This is a genomic window from Glycomyces sp. NPDC050141, from assembly GCF_055586545.1.
Map to the genome: position 1 here is coordinate 18,186 of NZ_JBVJHZ010000024.1, position 19,373 is coordinate 37,558.

Annotated in this window: 18 protein-coding genes; 15 read left to right on the forward strand and 3 right to left on the reverse strand. The window is 68.3% G+C overall.

Annotated elements, in window-relative coordinates:
• The first annotated feature begins 128 nt into the window (after positions 1-128).
• Genes ACZ60M_RS15445 through ACZ60M_RS15470 form a run of 6 tightly spaced genes read left to right on the forward strand, consistent with a single transcriptional unit; the run spans position 129 to position 7,126 of the window.
• Positions 129-1,676, forward strand: a complete 1,548-nt coding sequence (locus tag ACZ60M_RS15445; RefSeq protein WP_465418519.1) for a S8 family peptidase — start codon at positions 129-131, stop codon at positions 1,674-1,676.
• 4 nt (positions 1,677-1,680) lie between these two features.
• Positions 1,681-2,298, forward strand: a complete 618-nt coding sequence (locus ACZ60M_RS15450; protein WP_465418521.1) for an RNA polymerase sigma factor — start codon at positions 1,681-1,683, stop codon at positions 2,296-2,298.
• Positions 2,288-2,818: a carboxypeptidase regulatory-like domain-containing protein gene (locus ACZ60M_RS15455; protein ID WP_465418523.1), complete on the forward strand. Its 531-nt coding sequence runs from the start codon at positions 2,288-2,290 to the stop codon at positions 2,816-2,818. Before ACZ60M_RS15450 ends, ACZ60M_RS15455 begins: the two co-directional genes overlap by 11 nt.
• 10 nt (positions 2,819-2,828) lie before the next feature.
• Positions 2,829-5,342, forward strand: coding sequence for a CHAT domain-containing protein (locus ACZ60M_RS15460; protein ID WP_465418525.1), 2,514 nt, complete (start codon positions 2,829-2,831; stop codon positions 5,340-5,342).
• A 35-nt stretch (positions 5,343-5,377) separates the two neighbouring features.
• Positions 5,378-6,646 (forward strand): MFS transporter, encoded by a 1,269-nt coding sequence (locus ACZ60M_RS15465; RefSeq protein ID WP_465418527.1) that lies wholly within the window; start codon positions 5,378-5,380, stop codon positions 6,644-6,646.
• Positions 6,647-6,697: 51 nt separating this feature from the next.
• Positions 6,698-7,126 (forward strand): protein-tyrosine phosphatase family protein, encoded by a 429-nt coding sequence (locus ACZ60M_RS15470; protein WP_465418529.1) that lies wholly within the window; start codon positions 6,698-6,700, stop codon positions 7,124-7,126.
• Here the strand turns inward: ACZ60M_RS15470 and ACZ60M_RS15475 are convergent.
• A complete protein-coding gene (locus tag ACZ60M_RS15475) occupies positions 7,123-8,340 on the reverse strand; it encodes a Fic family protein (protein ID WP_465418531.1) in 1,218 nt (405 codons plus the stop codon). The genes ACZ60M_RS15470 and ACZ60M_RS15475 overlap by 4 nt on opposite strands.
• A gap of 184 nt (positions 8,341-8,524) precedes the next feature.
• Here ACZ60M_RS15475 and ACZ60M_RS15480 point away from each other — a divergent pair, with 184 nt between their 5' ends.
• From ACZ60M_RS15480 to ACZ60M_RS15520, 9 genes are all read left to right on the forward strand, one after another.
• Entirely contained in the window at positions 8,525-9,244 is a 720-nt protein-coding gene (locus tag ACZ60M_RS15480; RefSeq protein WP_465418533.1) for a DUF4129 domain-containing protein, read from the forward strand.
• Complete coding sequence (locus ACZ60M_RS15485; protein ID WP_465418535.1) at positions 9,241-9,750, forward strand: hypothetical protein; 510 nt, start codon at positions 9,241-9,243, stop codon at positions 9,748-9,750. Before ACZ60M_RS15480 ends, ACZ60M_RS15485 begins: the two co-directional genes overlap by 4 nt.
• Positions 9,750-10,745, forward strand: coding sequence for an AAA family ATPase (locus tag ACZ60M_RS15490; RefSeq protein ID WP_465418537.1), 996 nt, complete (start codon positions 9,750-9,752; stop codon positions 10,743-10,745). The genes ACZ60M_RS15485 and ACZ60M_RS15490 overlap by 1 nt, the downstream gene beginning before the upstream one ends.
• Positions 10,746-10,822: 77 nt before the next feature.
• Positions 10,823-12,115: a DUF58 domain-containing protein gene (locus ACZ60M_RS15495; RefSeq protein ID WP_465418539.1), complete on the forward strand. Its 1,293-nt coding sequence runs from the start codon at positions 10,823-10,825 to the stop codon at positions 12,113-12,115.
• A 32-nt stretch (positions 12,116-12,147) separates the two neighbouring features.
• The gene (locus tag ACZ60M_RS15500) at positions 12,148-12,762 is read left to right on the forward strand and encodes a hypothetical protein (RefSeq protein WP_465418541.1); all 615 of its coding nucleotides are present in this window, start codon (positions 12,148-12,150) and stop codon (positions 12,760-12,762) included.
• 20 nt (positions 12,763-12,782) lie between these two features.
• The gene (locus tag ACZ60M_RS15505) at positions 12,783-14,159 is read left to right on the forward strand and encodes an NAD(P)/FAD-dependent oxidoreductase (RefSeq protein ID WP_465418543.1); all 1,377 of its coding nucleotides are present in this window, start codon (positions 12,783-12,785) and stop codon (positions 14,157-14,159) included.
• A gap of 74 nt (positions 14,160-14,233) precedes the next feature.
• Positions 14,234-14,923, forward strand: coding sequence for an MtrAB system response regulator MtrA (gene mtrA / locus ACZ60M_RS15510; protein ID WP_030155693.1), 690 nt, complete (start codon positions 14,234-14,236; stop codon positions 14,921-14,923).
• 2 nt (positions 14,924-14,925) lie between these two features.
• Entirely contained in the window at positions 14,926-16,542 is a 1,617-nt protein-coding gene (mtrB, locus tag ACZ60M_RS15515) for an MtrAB system histidine kinase MtrB (protein WP_465418545.1), read from the forward strand.
• Positions 16,526-18,259 (forward strand): LpqB family beta-propeller domain-containing protein, encoded by a 1,734-nt coding sequence (locus ACZ60M_RS15520; RefSeq protein WP_465418547.1) that lies wholly within the window; start codon positions 16,526-16,528, stop codon positions 18,257-18,259. The genes mtrB and ACZ60M_RS15520 overlap by 17 nt, the downstream gene beginning before the upstream one ends.
• Before the next feature lie 44 nt (positions 18,260-18,303).
• Here ACZ60M_RS15520 and ACZ60M_RS15525 read toward each other — a convergent pair whose 3' ends face one another.
• Positions 18,304-18,531 carry a DUF3107 domain-containing protein gene (locus ACZ60M_RS15525; protein ID WP_465418549.1) on the reverse strand — a complete coding sequence of 76 codons (228 nt, stop codon included), beginning with the start codon at positions 18,529-18,531 and terminating at the stop codon, positions 18,304-18,306.
• 188 nt (positions 18,532-18,719) lie between these two features.
• Positions 18,720-19,346 carry a TetR/AcrR family transcriptional regulator gene (locus ACZ60M_RS15530; protein WP_465418633.1) on the reverse strand — a complete coding sequence of 209 codons (627 nt, stop codon included), beginning with the start codon at positions 19,344-19,346 and terminating at the stop codon, positions 18,720-18,722.
• Positions 19,347-19,373 lie beyond the last annotated feature (27 nt).

Sequence of the window (19,373 nt, forward strand, 5' to 3'; positions counted from 1 at the left end):
TCGGCGCCGCGAAGGGGACCATCACGGACCCCATGCGTGGCGGTAGGCGGGGAGAATGGATCGCGAAGAGATCCCCCTCCTCACCGGACAACCGCATAGACCCCCGAGAACAAGCAGAGGAGCCCCCCATGCGATTGGTGTTCGCCGATCACGAACCCCATCTGAAGCCCAACCCCCGCCGCGACCACATGAGCGGCGTGCCCGAGCTCGCCTACGCCACCCTCGACCGCCACGGCGGCCGCGTCCTTGCCCCGGGCCAGGTCGTCCGCACTGCTGGGCAGTCGGCCCCGGTCGGCACGATCTACCGCTACGACCGCCTGCTCGTGGACGAGTCGGTCATCCACGACACGGAGACCCGTGAGAAGCTCGAAGCGGCGATCCGCCCAACCGGCATGCAGCTGGAGAGCCAGGCTGCGACCTCGATTGTCTCCGGTCAGGGCTCGTACCGTGTCCCGGTCCTGAGCAGGCATGGGGACCAGGCTGCCGTCGACGCGTGGTCGCTGCTCCAGCGCCTGCGCACCGACACGAGCGACGAGAGCCTCCCCGCCGACCTGCTCGACAAGGTCCGCCTCGAGCACTTGATGATCTGCTCGAAGGGCAGCGGCGGGGGCATCGGCAGCGGTGAACCGCCGATCGGCGACGGTCTGTCCTCGCTCGGACGTATCCCGGTCGACATGGTGAACCCCATGCCCAGCCGTTCCCAGCTCGACCGGCGTCTTCGCGTCGCCGTTCTGGACACCGGCGTCCCCTCGCGGCACCCGGCCTTCGACGTCTCTGACCGCACAGCGCACGAAGACACCTTCGTAGTGGTCGACCACGCCTTCCAGGCGAAGCTCGGCCAGCACTCCGACTCGCCCGCACCGCCGCTCGACGACCCTTGGGAGGGCCCAATCCACGAGCCCACCCTCATCGGTGAGGTCGCCAGCCACTTCGGTCACGGCACCTTCATGACCGGTCTGCTCCGGCAGATGTCGCCTGACGTCCAGATCTACTCGCTCCGCGTGGTCCACAACGACGGACTCGCATACGAGCACGAGGTCATCGCCGCCATTCATCATGTGGCCGACCAGGTCGAGGCCGCCCGCCGCGGCGACACAGAGGCGATCGCGGTAGACGTGGTCGTCTTGGCCATGGGCTATGTCGACGAAGACCCGGACGACCAGCCCGGAGGCTGGATCGGCGACGCATTGCAACGCCTTGTCGCCCTGGGCATCCCCGTGGTCGCTGCAGCCGGAAACCAGTCCTCCGACCGCCCCTTCTACCCAGCCGCGTTCGCGGCGCACCCTCCGGCGGAGAACGCTGCGCCGATCCTGAGCGTCGGGGCACTGAACCCCAACCGCCACATTGCGATGTTCTCCAACGAGGGCCCCTGGGTCTCGTGCTACGCCACCGGGGCCGGGTTGGTGAGCACGTATCCGTGCGAGGCGAAGGGCTCGCGGATGCCCGATCGCCGCGCCAAGTCCACAAGCCTTAACCGCCACAGGGAAAGCCATGACCCTGACGACTTCTCGTCCGGATTTGCGGTCTGGAGCGGCACCTCGTTCGCCGCGCCGTTGGCGGCGTCGTTTCTCGTGAACGCGATGGCTGAAGCCGGGGCCGGTGAGGTCAACGACTCCGTTCAAGCGTCAATGCGCGCACACGAAGCGTTGCGGCGATTGAAGAAGCAGCTAGCCTGAGATCATGAACGTGACTTCGGCTCATTCGGTGGCCGCCGTGGATTACGACCGGCGCGCGCAGCTCTATCTGGCTGCGCGCGCCGGGGACGGCATCGCGCAGCAGACCCTCGTCGGCGAGCTCAACGAGCTTCTCTGGCGAGCGGCCCGCCGTACGGGCCTCGACCGAGAGAGCGCCGCGGATGTCGTGCAGACGGCCTGGCTTCGCCTGTGGCACATCGATAAAGAGCTGGAGCAACCTCGAGCGCTGACCAAGTGGCTGCTCACCACGGTCAGTCGCGAAGCCTGGAAACAGATCGGACACATGCGGCGAGAGATCGTCGCCGATCCCATCGACATCCAGGAGGAAAAGACCGCTGAAGGCGTCGAGGACGGCCTAGTCCGCGATGTCGAGCGAGAAGCCGTGCGCCGCGCCTTCCTCGCCCAGCCTGAGCGGTGCCGGCGGTTGCTCGCCTTCGTGGCGGCGGTCGCGAGGCCCGATTATGACGTCATCGCCGGGGCACTCGGGATGAAGAGGGGGAGCATCGGTCCTACCCGGGGCCGCTGCCTGGACAAACTGAGGAAGACACTCCTGGACGATCCGTCTTGGAGTGGAGGTGAGGAGCGGGATGAACATGCGGCCTGAACTCGAAGATCAGGGTGAATACGAGCCTTTGGACTCCTGCGACGAGCGGATTCTCTCGGTGATCAACGAGCTCCACCACCGGGACGACCCGATGCCGAACGATCTCAATGAGCGGGTGCAGTTCGTGCTCGAACTCGAGGCCGAACTCGATGCCCGCGTAGCACGGGTATCCCGCGCGCCTGAACTGGTAATGACGCGGGGAGAGACCGAACTCGTAGTGGGACAAGGTGACCCGGCATCCATTACCTTCGACTGCGAGACGGTCACGGTCATGGTCACCCCGCGGCCCTCAGCGCTGCGTGAGCTGCGCCTCGACGGGTGGATAGGCCCCGAAGGTACCTACGAGGTGGAACTCAGAAGTCCCAAGGGCTCGAAACTGGCCTCCACTGATGAGGCCGGGAGATTCGTTCTCGAGGGCCTGCCCGACGGGCAGTTGTTCCAACTGGTGATCAGGCCCGACGAGGCACTGCAACGAGGGGGGCTACCGGCGGTCGTCGTCACGCCTGCGGTGCGGCTGTAGCATATGAAGAATGCTCCACAGCGCCTGGCGATTGTTCACACGTGGTCAGCGCCTGAGCCGTCGCGGCCGAATTGCAGAATCCGCTGCGCTTCTCGAGGAAGCACTGGCACTCCTTGAATGGAACGAGGCGCGGTCTGTAGAAGCGGGCACCGCCCGTGCGCGCTTGATCGCCAAGATCCTTCTGGTGTTGGCATTCAATCGGGCCAGTCTGGGCGACTCGGTCGAAGGACAGCGACTCCTCGACTTCGCAGACGCCTGTGCCTTCCCGGAGGACCGTGGGATGCTGCTGCATCAGCGCGCTCTGATCCTTTGGCAGAGCGGGCGTCTTGCCGACGCGCTGCGCTGGTTCGAGGCCTCGGAACCGTTGTTGGCTGAGCACGGTCCGGACAATATCTACGCCGCTCTCTTCTATAACCGGGCACTGGTATGGAGAGATCTGGGTGAATTGCGTAAGGGGATGGAAAGCATCCAGTGCGCGATTGAGCTCTACAGCAAGATTGACGTTCCTGTCAATCGCGCTAGGGCAAATCACATCGAGGCGTTGCTATGGCTAGATCTGGGCGAAGTCGCCAAGGCGCTTTCGGCATTCGACCTGGTTCGCGAGCAGTTTCGAACGTTCGCGCCAGAGCTTGAATCGTTCATTGATGCCTCATATGCCGAAGCGCTGCTTTATGTCGGGATGTATCGGCAGGCCGCCGAGCACTGGGCGGATTCCATTGCCTCGCATCGACTGGCAGGCGACCGAAGGACCGCGGCTGTCAACGAATTCTGGCGAGCTGTCGCGGCCTTCGAGGACAACCGCTTTGATCTTGGAGAGCAGTGGGCTCGAAAGGCGATGGAGTCGCTTTACGAGCAAGGCAATGAACCAATGGCCTTCCTGGCCCGCCTCCTCATCCTCCAGGGGCAGTTCGATTCAGGAGAGCAGAGCCCGGACTTCGCGGACAAGGTACAACGTCTGTGCGACGCCCTGGAACAACGCGGTTGGACTCTCAGACTCAAGCAGGCCAAAATCCTCGCCGCTCGTGCCAAGATCAAGGCCGGAGACCTCGAGGGCGTCGAGGAAGTGCTCCAAGGGGAACACGGCGGACCGGGCCACGACGCTCTGGCCGAAGAGTTGGCACGGTATCTCGCCAAGGCGGAACTCGCGGTCGCGCAGGATCGGGATCCCCTTCCTGAACTACTCGCCGGGCTCAACCTGCTCGATGAGTACCGGATGGCCTTCGGCTCGGTAGAGTTCCAAGCGGGGGTCTCGGCTCTAGGGACCCAGCTCGCGTTCATGGGTCTCGGTCACGTGGCCAGGCACAGCGGCCCGAAGGACATGCTCTGGTGGGTCGAACGCAGTCGCGCACAGGCGCTTCGGATTCCGCCTGTCAAGCCCAGCACCGATCCCGCGGCCCGTGAAGCGCTTGGCCAGCTAAGACAGGCACGTCAGCGGCTCTGGGATCTGCAAGTCGAAGGCGGAGACGTCGCAGAGGCGCGCAGCCGGGTACAGGAGCTGGAGGAGCAGATCCGCGCTCATGAGCGCGCGCAACCCGGCTCCGGGAAGCGGGCGGACCGCATCGCACCCGAAACCATTCACGATCTCGCCGAGTCGCGGGACACGGTCGTGGTCAACATGTTCGAGATCGCCGACAAGGTCTGCGCGGTGCTCGCAGGAGGCGACGGGCTCCAGTTCACGTGGATGATGCCGCTCCAAGAAGCGGCTGAACTCGAGCGTCGGTTGGGCGCGGACCTCGACGCTCTCGGTAGCCGCCGGAGACTTCACCCCCGCATCCAGGCGAGCGTCGAAGGCGCCATCCGCCGAAATGCGACCGCACTCGCCGATGGCATCTGGAAGCCCATCGCCGACTATGTCGGGGACCGGCAAGTGGTCATTGTCCCGCACAGCCAGCTCAACTGGGTGCCGTGGCCGCTGCTGCCGCCCCTTCGGGGCCGGGCTGTCACCGTCTCGCCCTCTGCTGAGGCCTGGTGGAGGGCGGTGCACCGGGAACGTGCGAACGGTCCGGCCCTGGTGGCCGCCGGTCCCGGTTTGTCCCGCGCAGGCGGCGAGATTGAAACGATTGCGGGCCTTTATCCGGGCGCAAACCTGATCAACGCCGACGAGTCCGACCCTGAAATGGTCTTGAAGGCGCTCGACGGTGCTTCCGTGGCTCATATTGCGGCGCATGGACATCATGAACCCGACAACGTCCTCTTCTCCCGCCTCGACTTCGGGCTCGGCCCGCTGAACGCGTATGAATTGCTCGGTCTCGATCAGCCTCCGGGCCACGTCGTGCTCTCCTCTTGCGACCTCGGCCGATCGACGGTCGCGGTCGGAAATGAAACCCTCGGCTTCACTGCGGCGCTCCTGCACGCCGGAACCTCCACCGTCGTTTCCAGCCTCGGCCGCGTACCCGACGACATGGCCGCCGAAATGATGATCGAGTACCACCAGCGCTGTGCGGCCGGTGCAACCCCCGCCGAAGCCCTTGCGGCCGTAGGGGAGCACCGCCCTTGGCATCCGTTCGTCGCGTTCGGTGCGTGACCCGGCCCGCCCACTCCTGAGGAGGTCCACCCCTGATGATCGAAGCCCCGCCCAAACCCCGATCCATGTTCCGAAACCCCGACTACCGGAGGATCTTCACCTCGGTAGGGGCAAGTCAGATCGGTCTGCAGGTCGCGTACTTCTCGATCTCGATCATCGCGGTCGTCGTGCTCGACCTGAGCGAATCGCAGATCGGGATCCTGTACGCGATGGACCAGATCGCGCTGGTGATGTTCGGCCTGCTCGTCGGCGTGTGGGTGGACCGGTTGCGGGACAAGCCGATCATCGTTGTCAGTGAAATCCTCAGGGCCGTGGTGATGCTGAGCGTCCCGGTCGCGTGGGCGTTCGACGCGCTGACGACCGTGCACGTCTTCGCAGCGATGTTCCTGCTAGGCCTCACTTCCGTGTTCTTCGATGTAGCGCAGACGAGCTACGTCCCGCGCTTGATCGACAACAAGAGCCTCGCCAGCGGCAACTCCCGCATCCAGGGCATCCGGTCGGCTTCCGACACAGGCGGCCCGCTTGCCGCAGGCCCGCTTGTCTCGCTCCTCACCGCGCCGGTGGCGATGCTCGTGGCGGTCGCGTCGTTCGCGATTTCGGCCTTCGCCGTGGCGCGCATCAAATACCGCGAAGAAGAACCTGAGAAACCCGAGAAGCCGCACCTCGGGTCGGAGATCGTCCAGGGTGTCAAGTTCATCTTCCGCGACGCCACGCTTCGGAGCATCCTCCTCGTGAGCTGCTGGTGCAATCTCTCGGTCGGCGCGTTCCAAGCCATGCTGATGGTGTTCCTCATCCGTGAAGCCGACCAGTCGAGCGAGGTGGCCGGGTTCGTCCTCGCGGGTTCCGGCGTCGGCGGCGTCCTGGGCGCAATGCTGGTCGGCCGGATCTCGAAGAAGATCGGCGTCGGACCGACCGCGATTGCGGCCCTTGCGCTCTCAGGCCCGGGCATGGCGATCGTCGCCGCGTCCGGTCCCGGCTGGGGCGCGGCGGTGGCCTTCTTCGGGCAGGTCGTCTACGTCGCGGCGATCGTCGTGTTCAACGTGAACGTCATCAGCTACCGGCAAGCGGTGACCCCGGACGACATGCAGGGCCGCGTCGGCGCGACGCAGCGCGTGATCTGCTGGGCGGGGCTCGCGGTCGGTTCGATCGTCGGCGGTTTCGCCGGCGACCTGCTGAGCGCCCGCTCGGCTCTCCTGATCGCGGCCGCAATGCTGTTCGCCGGGTTCCTGCCGCTCCTGCGCACGCCGCTGCGGAAGCTCCGCGAGATCCCCACCGAAGACGCGCTCGACGCGAAGCCCGCATGATCGGTAGTTCGACCGATGCCCGACTCATTGCCGCGCAGTAGATTCCAGAAGATGAACGAAACCTGGGACCGGGACGCTCCCGGCGTGCTGCGCCTGCCGTCCGGCCGCCTCGTCCGCGGGCGCGGTCTCGCCCGGCCGCTTCCTGAAGGCCCGACACCGGACTTCGCGCTGTACCTCCTCGGCAACGAACCGCCCGCCGTCGCCTGGGAGTCCGAGTGGGTCCGGTGGCCGGACTTCCGCCTCCCTAGCGACAAAGCCGACTTCACCGAGAAGCTCCGTACTGCCTGGGCCCGCGCCGAGTCCGAACGTGTCGAGTTCGCCTGCCACGGCGGCCACGGCCGCACCGGCACCGCCCTCGCCTGCCTCGCCGTCCTCGACGGCGTCCCCGCCCCCGAAGCGGTCGCCTACGTCCGCACCCACTACGCCGCCAAAGCAGTAGAAACCCCCTGGCAATCCCGCTTCGTCGCCCGCTTCGGCTAACGAGGCGCCGTGCCGCCTTCCCAGCTGCTTGCGCGGGTGAGCACTTCCATGACCTCCGGCGCCTGGTAGTGGTGCCGGTAGCCGCCGGCGAGCTTTTCGAGGACGCCGGTATCGACCAGCTGGTTGACGGCGTTGGCCACACCTTGCGCGGTCGCCTTGTTGAGCCGCTTCGTGAGTGAAGGGACGGTGAAGCGAGGGAACCCGATGAGACTTCCCGCGATGTCGCGGGCCAGTCCGCTTCGTGGCAGCCGCTCTTGGACCCGGTCCTGATGGTTGCGCTGCAGTTCGAGCAGATCCTCGACGCGGGACCGTGTGTCCTCGGCGGCGGCTGCCAACCCGGAGCTGAAGAAGCGAATCCAGGGGTCCCATTCGCCTGCGGCAGAGACCTTGTAGAGGCGTTCCTGGTACTCGTCGCGATGCGCCTCGAACCAGGGCGACACGCTGAGCAGAGGCTGGCGCAGCGCGCCGTGCGTGATGAGCTGCAGCACGATGAGCATTCGGCCGATACGGCCGTTGCCGTCGGCGAACGGGTGCAGCGTTTCGAACTGGTAGTGCGCCATGGCTGCAGCGACCACCGGATCGCGGTCAGCGCTGCTCCGAAGCCAGTCGACCAGGTCCTGTACCGCGGCTCGGAGCTCGATGCCGGGAGGCATGGGGATGAAGCGAGCGGACTCGATCGTAGTGGCGTTCGTGCCGATGGCGACCTGGATCGTCCGGAGGCGTCCTGGGTCGCGTCGTTCAGAGGGCGTCCCGCGCACCAGTGACCGCTGGGCCTCCTCCAGCAGTCCGACGGTGATCGCGTGCCCGTCCTCGATCACCGCGAACGCTTCCTCGGCTGCATGGACATAGTTCAGGACCTCGATCAATGCCGTGCCGATCGGGCCGGTCTCCTCGGATTCCTCGTCGTCGGAGAGCACCCGCTCCAGCGGTGCGAAAGTGCCTTCCAGCGCGGAGGTGCTTTGCGCTTCCCTGCGGAGAGTCGGGCGGCGAAGGAGCGTCGGATTGGGGATCTGCAGTGAGGCCTGGTCGAGTCTGCCGAGCGCCCGGTTCGCGCGCGAGACGGCTTGCCAGGTGACTTGATCCAGTGGTGCGGCGGTGTCGAGCGGCTGAGGCACGAACGCCATGTGCTGGTAGGTCTGTCCGGTGCGGCCGTCGTTGCCGGTGATCGGGGTGAGATGGCCGGTAGGGCTTTGCGCGAAGACATCCAGATCCATATCTCAAATCCTAGCCGCGAGGCTTGAGATGTTCGCGGACATCTCAACGGTGCTTGGCGTGTCCCCTGGCTTCTCAAGTCTCGCTTCCGAGAGTTGAGATGTGCCGGTAGGCGGTTGCTGCGGGATTGGCATAGGGTGGGGCGCGTAACCCCTTGACGACGAGCACCCCCCCTTGAGGTCCCTTATGGCGCAACCCGGTACGCAGCCGCGTCGAGCGGCGCGGCGGTGGCTGCCCGTGTTCGTAGTGGTCGCCGCGCTGCTGGTGGTCGGGTTGGCCGCGCAGGGAGCCGGGCTGCAGTGGCAGGAAGCCGAGATCCCGGAGGCGACCGGGGTGCAGGAGCCGCCGCCGCAGGAGCAGGAGTCGATCGAGATCCCGACGGCGCTGCCGTCCGGCGAGCCGCGCGACGGGTTCACCCTGCCGCCGTGGGTCTCCTGGGTCGTCCTCGCGATCCTCGTGGGCATCCCGGCCGGGTTCATCCTGATCTTCTTGACGCGCAAGCTCATCGAGTGGATCGTCGACGCGCCCCCGAGCACCGGCGAAGGCGAACCCGAACCCGAGTACCTGCACCGGGACTTCACGCTCGTCGAGAACGCCGTCAACGCCGCGCTCGCCGAGATGGACCTCGGCGACGACCCGCGCGCGGCCATCATGGCCTGCTGGCTGCATTTCGAAAGAGCCTCCGAAGCCGTCGGGATCGAACGCGAATCCTCCGACACCCCCTCGGACCTCGTCAGGAAGCTCCTCGTCAGGCACGAACTCGACGGCGCCGCGCTGGGCCGCCTCTCCGAGGCCTACCTCCGCGCCCGCTACTCGCCGCACCAGGTCGTCGAGGCCGACCGCGACCAGGCCCGCGACGCGCTCATCGCGCTCCAGGCCCAGCTCGGCGTGAGGACCGGCCGATGAAGGAGTTCCTCGCCCCGTTCGGGCGGCTGCGCCTGTGGCCCGCCGTCGGCGCCGTCGCGCTGGCCTTCGTGTTCTGGGCCGCCGCCCGCATCACCGGCGTCGACTTCGCGATCTGGCAGCTCGTACTCCTTTCTCTAGCGGCCCTCCTCGCCAACTCGGTGGTGAACGGCATGCGCGCCGACACCGAGAAAGCCCCGGAGATGGTCACCACCTCCGTGAACGACCCCAGCTGGCGGCCGTTCACCGAGGTCAACCGCTGGGAGGACCGGCTCATCTTCGCCGAGGCCAAACCCGGCCGCTTCGAGGGCACGAACGCGAAGCAGCAGCTCGTCGCGACCGCCTCCGAACGCCTGCGCCTGCGCCGCGGCCTCTCGCTCGACCGCCAGCCCGACCAGTGCCGGGCGCTCCTCGGCGACCCGACGTTCCTCTTCCTGACCCGACCCGCGCCCGACTGCCCGACCCCGAAGCAGCTCGGCGAATACCTGCAAGCCATCGAGGAGATCTAATGCCAGACACCCCGAGCGTCAGCCTCGACCAGGTCGCCCACCACGCGAGCGCGGTCCTCAAGTCCGTCCAGTCGGTCATCGTCGGCAAGGACCAGCCGCTGAAGCTGGTCCTCGCCGGCATCCTCGCGGGCGGCCACATCCTCCTCGAAGACCTTCCGGGCCTTGGCAAGACGCTCACGGCCCGCTGCTTCGCACAGAGCCTCGGCCTGGACTTCCGGCGCCTCCAGTTCACCCCCGACCTGCTCCCCGCCGACGTCACCGGCTCCCTCCTCTACAACCAGAAGAGCGGCGACTTCGTCTACCGCAAGGGCCCCGTCCACACCAACCTCCTGCTCGCCGACGAGATCAACCGGACGCCCCCGAAGACGCAGTCGGCGCTCCTCGAAGCCATGCAGGAACGCCAGGTCTCCGTCGAAGGCGAGACCCACCTCCTCCCCGAGCCGTTCACCGTCCTCGCGACCTCCAACCCCGTCGAGTTCGAGGGCACCTACCAGCTCCCCGAAGCCCAGCTCGACCGCTTCCTGCTCCGCGTCTCCTTCGGCTACCCGACCCCGGACGAGGAGTGGGAGGTCCTGCAGCGCCGCATCTCCCGCCGCGCCGAGAATGTCGACCTCGCCCCCGTCATCGACGCGAAGACCCTCGTCGGCATGCAGCAGGCCCTTGAGAACGTCACCGTCGAGGACTCGGTCGGCCGCTACATGGTCGCCATCACCGCCGCCACCCGCGGCCACGCCCAGGTCCAGGTCGGCGCCTCGCCGCGCGGGTCGCTCGCGCTGCTCCTCGCCTCCCGCGCGCTGGCCGTGCTCTCCGGGCGCGACTTCGTGACGCCTGACGACGTGAAGGGCGTCGCGGGCGCGGCCCTCGCGCACCGCATCACGCTCAAGCCCGAGCTGTGGATGCGCCGCATCGACCCGGCCTCGGTGGTCGCCGACATCTGCCACGGCGTCGCGGCCCCGCAGACCGCCCAGGCCCCCACTTACTCTGCACAGCAATGACACTCGCAGGCGATCCCGCGCTCAGCCTGCGCACTGGCAATTCGCGGCCGCGTCATGGCGCGCAGTCGGAGCCGCCCGTGACGTGGCGGCGCACTCCGGCCCTGACGCGGGCGGTCGCGCTCGTCGCCGTCTGCCTGCTCGTCTCGGTCGCGTTCGGCCGGATCGACCTGGTGCTCATCGCGGCGCCGTTCGCGATCGGCACCGCGGTGCTGCTGCAGCACCGCCCGACCCGCGTCCCCGAGGCCCGGCTCACCGCGCACGGCGGTGCCGGCGACGCCAGTGCGACCACGGCCGAGGGCGCGACGGCCTCGGCGAGCCTCATGGTGTTCAACCCCGAGCCGGTCCCGGTCACCACGCTCGTCACGGCCGCCGCCGACCCCTGGATCGAGCTGCACACCGGCAAGGGCGACTTCGCCGAGCGCCTCGCGCCCGGGTCCGGCCGCGACATGGTCGTCGCCGGGCGCGCCCGCCGCTGGGGCGGGCACCACCTCGGGCCGATCCACGTCCGCTCCATCGCGTGCGGCGGCCTCTTGGAGACCACGGTCCAGCGCCTGCACGGCGCGACCGTGTGGGTCCTGCCGGTCCCCGACTGGTTCGACTCGGCCGAGTCCCTGCCGTTCGCCGACGGCGTCACCGGCGTGCACCGGTCCCGGCGCGGCGGCGACTCCGGCGAGCTCGCCGAGGTCCGCCTCTACCAGCCGGGCGACCGCCTGCGCCGCATCGACTGGCGCACCTCGATGCGCAGCCAGGACCTGTACGTCAACGCCACCCTCTCCGAACGCGACACGGACGTCACCCTCATCCTCGACCTCCAGGTCGAGGCCGGGGTCTCCGGCGGCCTGGACGGCGCGGCCTCCATCGCCGACCTCACCGTGCGCGCCGCCGGTGCCGTGGCCTCCCACTATGCGCTGCAAGGCGACCGCACGTCCTGCATCGAGTTCGGCGCGCGCGGCCGCCGGATGCGGGCCGGGGCCGGGCGCCGCCACGCGGCCGCGACGCTCCGCTGGCTCGCCTCGGTCGACATGCCGGCCGACCCGCTGCCGCCCTCGCCCGAGATGCTGCGCCGCCAGCTCGCCGGACAGCGCAGCCTCAACGTCGTGTTCACGCCGCTGCTCACCGACCGCTCGCTGGCGCTGGTCGCCGCGATCGCCCGCGCCGGGCGGCCCGTGCTCTGCGTCGACACCCTCCCGCCGCACGTCTCCCCGCCCCACAGGTCACATTGGACGCCGTACGCCGAGCGCTTGTGGCGGCTCTCGCGGGCCAACACCGTCATGGAGCTGCGGGACCTCGGCGTCGCTGTCGAGCCCTGGCAGGGCTCGGCCTCGCTCGACAACGTCCTCGCCGAACTCAACCGGAGGCGGTACCGATGAGTGCCGCCCTTGACGAAGCTTGCGAGTCATAAATGAGTGATGTCCATCGGAGCCTTCTCCAGGCCCTCACGGAAGGCACCCGCCACCGCCTCAAAGCGGGCAAGGCCGGCAGCGTCACGTGGGCGCGCCGCGTCGCGCCCGCCGGGGTCCTGCTGCGGATCAGCGTCGCGCTGCCGCTGTTCATCGCCGCCGAGCTCGCGGTCCCGCCCGAGTGGGCCGCGGCCGGGTTCTACGTCGGGGCCGCCGCGCTGTTCTCCCTCACCGCGGCCCTGCTGCCTGGCGGGATCGCCCCGACGCTGGCGATCCTGTTCGTGCTCGCGTCCTGGCTCGTCAGCGGCGCCTTCGAGGACGGCGACCCGTCCTTGTGGACGGCCACCGCCCTCGCCTGCCTGCTGTACACGGCCCACGCCACGGCGGCGGTGACCCAGCGCTTCCGAACAACTACCGCTGTGGACGGTGAGATCATGCTCACCTGGGCCCGCCACCTGGGGCTCGTCCTCGCGTCGACTGTGGGCGTCGCCTGTACCCTGGCCCTGTTCACCGCGTATTTCACCGGTTTGGCCGCGGGTCTCGTCATCGGAGCCGGGATCGTGTCCGCGGTAACAGTGATCTACGTCCTCGCGCGTTCCCTACACAAGAACCCCTGAGTAAGGACAGAATTGAACCCGTGAAACGTATAGTCGTGATAGGTGCCGGTCACGTCGGTTTCTACGTTGCCGAACGCTTGAGCAAGCTGCTGAAGAGCGATATCAAGCGCGGTCAAGTTGAACTGATGGTCATCGACCCCAACCAGCACATGACCTACCAGCCGTTCCTGCCCGAGGCGGCTGCTGGCTCCATTTCCCCGCGTCACGGTGTCGTGCCGCTCCGGCAGGCGCTCAAGCTCTGCACCATCCTCACCGGTGCGGTCACCGAGATCAACCACGCCGAGCGCAAGCTCACCGTGCAGCCGTTCGCCGGTCCTGACCGCGTCGTGGAGTACGACGAGGTCATCGTCGCCCCCGGCTCGATCACCCGGCCCCTGCCCATCCCGGGCCTGGCCGACGTCGCCATCGGCATCAAGTCGATGGGCGAGGCCATCTGGCTGCGCAACCACGTGCTCCAGCGCTTCGACATCGCCGCGACCACCGAGGACCCGGACGTGCGCCGCAAGGCCCTCACGTTCGTGACCGTCGGCGGCGGCTTCGCCGGTGCGGAGACCCTCGGCGAGCTCGAGGACCTCACGGCGAACATCGTCAAGAACTACCCGATGCTCGACGCCGACGAGATCAAGTGGTACCTCGTCGAGTACGCGAACAAGATCCTCCCCGAGGTCGGCCCCGAGATGGGCGCCTACGCGGCTCGCGAGCTCACCAAGCGCGGCGTCGACATCCGGCTCGGCACGACCCTCAAGTCCTGCGAGGGCGGCCACGTCGTCCTCACCGACGGCGAGGAGTTCGACACCGACACCATCATCTGGACCGCGGGCGTCATGCCGCACCCGGTGCTGAAGCAGTCGGACCTGCCGATCGGCCCGCGCGGCCACCTCGAGTGCAACACCCGCCTCCAGGTCGCCTCCGGCGTCGAGGCCGGCAAGCACACGATCGGCGAGGTCGTCGACGGCGCCTGGGGCGCCGGCGACTCCACGCAGGTCCCGGACACCTCGGACTTCCCGATGGACTGGTGCACGCCTTCGGCGCAGCACGCCGTCCGCCAGGCCGCGATCCTCGCCGGGAACGTGTACGCCAAGCACGTCGGCCGCGAGCTCAAGCCGTACGAGCACAAGTACATCGGCTCGGTCGCCGGTCTCGGCCTGTACAAGGGCGTCGCGAACACCTACGGCTTCAAAGCCAAGGGCCTGCTCGCGTGGCTCATGCACCGCGGCTACCACCTGTCGCGCGTGCCGGGCACCGGCCGCAAGGGCCGCGTCCTCGCGGACTGGATCGTCGGCTTCTTCACGAAGCGCGAAATGGTCCAACTCGGTGAAATCCAGGCCGGCCGCGAGCCGTTCGAGGCCATCGCCGCAGGCACCGACCCCGCTAGGGCCGCCAAGTCCGTCGGATAGTCGTTACAGTTGGAGCACCACGGGTAAGAGACCCGTGGTGCTTCAGCCTTTAGCGAGGTGGAAAACTGGTGTCCATGAGAGCACGTGTACTCGTCGTTGACGACGACCCGGCCCTGGCGGAGATGCTCGGCATCATCCTCCGGACCGAAGGCTTCACCCCCACGTTCGTCACCGACGGCGAGAAGGCGCTCGCCGCGTTCAAGGAGCACCGCCCCGACATCGTCCTGCTCGACCTCATGCTCCCGGGCATGAGCGGCATAGACGTCGCGAAGGCGATCCGGGGCGAGTCCGGCGTGCCGATCGTCATGCTCACCGCGAAGTCGGACACCGTCGACATCGTCCTCGGCCTCGAATCGGGCGCCGACGACTACATCGTGAAGCCGTTCAAACCCAAGGAGCTGGTGGCCCGCATCCGCGCCCGCCTGCGCCGCGGCGACGACGTCACGCCCGAGCGCCTCGAGATCGGCAAGCCCGGCCTCCAGGTCCAGATCGACGTCCCGGCCCACCAAGTCACCCTCAACGGCGCCGAAGTCAAACTGACGCCGCTCGAGTTCGACCTGCTCGTGGCCCTCGCCCGCAAGCCCCGCCAGGTCTTCACCCGCCAGGTCCTCCTGGAGCAGGTGTGGGGCTACCGGCACTCGGCCGACACCCGCCTGGTGAACGTCCACGTGCAGCGCCTGCGCGCCAAGATCGAGCCCGACCCCGAGCGCCCCCAGCTCATCCAGACCGTGCGCGGCGTCGGGTACAAAGCCGGATTGGGCTAGCGGTGTCCGATCAGGGCCGGACTCGCGAGAGGCCGGCTTGGCTGCGGCGCCTCGCCCAGGGCGCCGCCGCCTTCGCGGCCCGCGTCTCGCGCCCGCTGGTCGACCGCTTCCGCGCCTCGCTCCAGCTGCGCGTGGTCTCCTCCACCCTGATCGCCTCCACCGTCCTCGTCCTCATCTTCAGCTTCGTCGTGGCCGGATCGGTCACGTCGGGCCTCCTCGCCGAACGCCAGGACACGGCCGTCGAGGAGACCGAGAACGCCGCCGAGCGCGCCGCCGAGCAGCTGGGCACCTTCTCGACCGCGTCCGACACCGCCCTGCCCGCGACCATGCAGCGGATCGTGAACGAGCTCGCCGAGGACCCGGTCTACGCGCCGTACATCATGCTGCGCACCGAGGACGGCTCGGTCGCCAAGACCCACCCGGTCTCCGGCAGCGCCGAGCCGAGCGCCGAGCTCATGGCCACGGTCGGGGAAGGCAAGGTCGCGACCCAGTACGACGAGTTCGCGATCGAGGACGACACGCCGCAGCCGTACCTCGTCGTCGGCTCTTACATCGACCTCAACATCGGGTACGAGATCTACGCGTTCTACCCCCTCGAATCCCAGCAGGAGGCCATCGGCCTGCTTCGCACGAACCTGGCCCTCGCCGGGGTCGCGCTCGTGCTGCTCCTCGGCGTGATCGCCGCGCTCGTCACCCGCCTCGTCGTCACCCCCGTGCGCGAGGCCGCCCGCACCTCGCAGCGGCTTGCCGCCGGGCTCCTCCACGAGCGCATGGAGGTGCGCGGCTCCGACGACCTCGCGCGCCTCGCCGGGTCGTTCAACCTCATGGCCGAGAACCTCCAGAACCAGATCAGGCGCCTGGAGGAGATGTCGATGATGCAGCGGCGCTTCACCTCCGACGTCTCGCACGAACTGCGCACCCCGCTCGCGACCATCCGTATGGCCGCCGACCTCCTCTACGACAACCGCGACGAGTTCGACCCGCTCACCAAGCGCTCGACCGAACTCCTCCAGCACGAGATCGACCGCTTCGAGGACCTGCTCCAGGAACTCCTGGAGATCTCCCGGTTCGACTCCGGGTTCGCCTCCCTCGAAGTGGAGGCCGTCGACGTCGGCCGCATCGCCGAGGACGTCGTCGAGGGCCTGTCCCGCCTCGCCAGCGAGTGCGGCGTCGACGTGGCCGTCGCTAAACCGAAGCGCCGCGTCATCGCCGAAGTCGACCAGCGCCGCGTCCACCGCATCCTGCGCAACCTCGTCTCGAACGCGATCGAGCACGCGGAAGGCCGACCCGTCGAGATCACCGTCGCCGAGTCCGAGACGGCCGTCGCCGTCGCGGTCCGCGACCACGGCGTGGGCCTCAAACCGGGCCACGCCGACCGCGTCTTCGACCGGTTCTGGCGCGCCGACCCCTCCCGCAACCGCAAGACCGGCGGCACCGGCCTCGGCCTGGCCATCAGCCTCGAAGACGCGAAGCTCCACTCCGGCACCCTGCAGGCCGCGGGCGCCCCCGGCGAGGGCACCCTGTTCGTGCTCACGCTCCCGCTGCAGTCGGGCAACCGCGTCATCAACTCGCCGATCCCGCTGCGACTCAAGGAGGCCCCCCGTGCGACGCAGGACTAGCCTCGCCGCCGCGGCCGCCCTCGGCGCCGCCTGGGCGCTGAGCGCGTGCGGCATCCCCACCGACCGGGCACCCGAGGTCGTGAGCGACGCCCCCACCGACTTCGACTCGTCCTCGGCCGCGAACCCGACGGTCTACGAGCCCACCACGGACGCCGACGCGACCGTCGAGAACTTCTTCAGGGCCGCCTCGGGCGACCCGGCCAGCCGCGACGACCGGCTCAACAAGTTCACCGTCAGCGGCGACGCGCAGTTCTCCGAGCCCTCCGAAGGCATCTACCTCGTCGCCGCCCTCGACGTCACCGTGGGCGACTCCAGCGACATCCACTCGGTCACCGTGCGCGTCACGGGCTCCGTCGTCGGCACTTACCTCGAGAACGGCTCGGTCCGCATGAACGCGACCGCCGCCGAGTACGACGAGACCTTCCTGATGCAGCGCGACGACATCTCCGAGGTCTGGAAGATGACCCAGCAGCCGGTGCGCGTCGCCCTCGACTACGGCCACTTCACCGACGCCTACGAGCAGGCGCCCATGTACTTCCAGTCCGGGCAGGAGGAACTGCTCGTCCCGGACCTGCGCTGGATCTACCAGGAGCTCGACGCCGAGACCCGCCAGCGCCTCATCTTCTCCTGGCTCACGCTCGGCGGCCCCGGCGACTTCGCGAGCGTGTCCTCGCGCAACGCGATCCCCTCGGGCACCGTCGGCAAGGTCGTCTCCGGCGACGGCGGCGTCGAGGTCGACCTCTCGCCGAGCGAGTCGATCGACGACGACGCGACCGTGAGGGCCATTGCGGCGCAGATGGTCTGGAGCCTCGGCATCCGCGGCGGGTTCACGCTCACGACCGACGGCGACGTCAGGTTCGAGGGCGAGGCGGCCGAGTTCCGGGACTGGAACAAGATCCCGCCGAACCTGCCCGAGACCGCGTACTTCATCGCGGAGAACACGGTGTGGGAGTACTCGGCCGAAGCCGGGGTCACCCAGCAGTCCGAGGAGCACCCGTGGGTCGGGTTCAAGGCGGGCGGGCTCCAGCAGGTCGCGGTCTCGCCGAGCGGCAAGATCGCGGCGGTCGTGGCCGGTACGGCGGGCGACGTGCTGCAGACGGGCATGTCCGTCTCGGCGATGAGCGAGGTCGCCGACCTCAGCGGCGTTCTCGCCGACCCGCAGTGGCTCGACGACGGCACGGTGCTGGTGATCGACGACGGCGTGCCGACCCTGGTGGTCACGGCGACCGGGGCCGCGCAGGCGCTCGGCGTCGGCGAGGCGGTGACCGCGATGGCGCTGGCGGCGGACGGGCGGCGGCTCGCGTACGTCGAGGACGGGGCCGCGTGGGTGGCGCCGCTCGGCCTGGACGCGGACGCGAACCTGACGGTGGGCGATCCGCGCCGGATCGGCCCGGACATCGAGAACACGGCCGATGTGGCGTGGAGTTCCGAGAACTACCTGTGGGTGGCGGGGGAGCGGGACGCCGACCAGCTGTTCCGGGTCGCGATCGACAACTCTCGGACCGTGCCGCAGGCGGGGACGGGGACGTTCCTGCCGATCACGCAGATCGCGGCGAACCCGGCCGAGCCGACGCTGAACACCGACAGCGGCGAGCCGGTGATCATCGTGGCGAACTCGACCCTGTGGCGCGTCTTCACGAGCGGCCCCGACGAGATCGAGAACGAGGACCAGCCGGTGAACGGCACCGCGCCGTTCACGGTCCTGCAGCAAGGCTGAAGGCCCGGAGCGATCGCTCCGGGCCCTCGAAGTACCTGTATTCCTTACGCGTCGACGGTGAAGCCCACGGAACGCACGTTGGTCGCCGCGACCTCGACGTAGGCGATCTTCTCGACGGGGATGAACACCTGCCGGCCCTTGTCGTCTTCGAGATGGAGGACGCCGCCGTTCGTCACGGCCTGCTCGATCGTCTCGGACAGGTCCTTCGGCGACAGCTTGCTCTCCAACACCAGTTCGCGTGGGGCGTACTGGACACCGATCTTGACCTCCACGGGGCCTCCTCAATCGAAATGCTGTGACGTCTCTACGGTTGCAAGACTACTAGCGGGCACCGCCCGTGACGGGTGCGGCGCAGTGCGCCGAGAGCGAACGCAATGCCACGCGAGAGTGGCACGGCTCACGAGAACCGCTTCGACGACACTTACGGGTGTTCTTCGCCTTCGCGAGGGCTCTGCTTCTGTCACCCGTGCTCGGCTTCGCCTTCGCGCGGGAAATGCGAGATGCCCCGCCACGCGAGAGTGCTCATGAGCTGTACGGCCTCGTCCTTGGGGATGGCGCGGCCGGAGGCGATCCACTTCCGTGCGGAGATCTCGGCGATGCCGAGCAGGCCGGTGGCGAGCAGTTCGGCGCGGGCCTTGTCGACGTGCGTGTCGCCCATGATGGTCTCGGCCATGGCGGCGACGCAGTCGGCCTCCATCTTGAGGACCCGCTCGGAGACCTCGGGGTCGTTGCGCTGGTCGGACTCGAACACGAGCCGGAACGCCTCGCCCTGGGCGTCGACGAACTCGAAGTAGGCCCGCATGGCGCGGTTGACGCGCTCCTTGTTGTCCTCAGTGGATTCCAAGGCGTGGCGCACCTGGCCGACGAGCTCGGCCGCGCGGCCGTCGAGCAGTGCCAGGTACAGCTCCAGTTTCGACGTGAAGTGCTGGTACAGCACGGGTTTGGAGACGCCGGCGTTCTCGGCGATGTCGTCCATGGAGGTGCTGTGGTACCCCTTGGACACGAAGACGTCCTGGGCGGCCCGCAGCAGCTGCGCGCGGCGTTCGCTCCTGGGCAGTCGGACCCGGCCCTCACCAGCGCTGTTCACCACGGCACCTCTCCTCGGCACATGTCG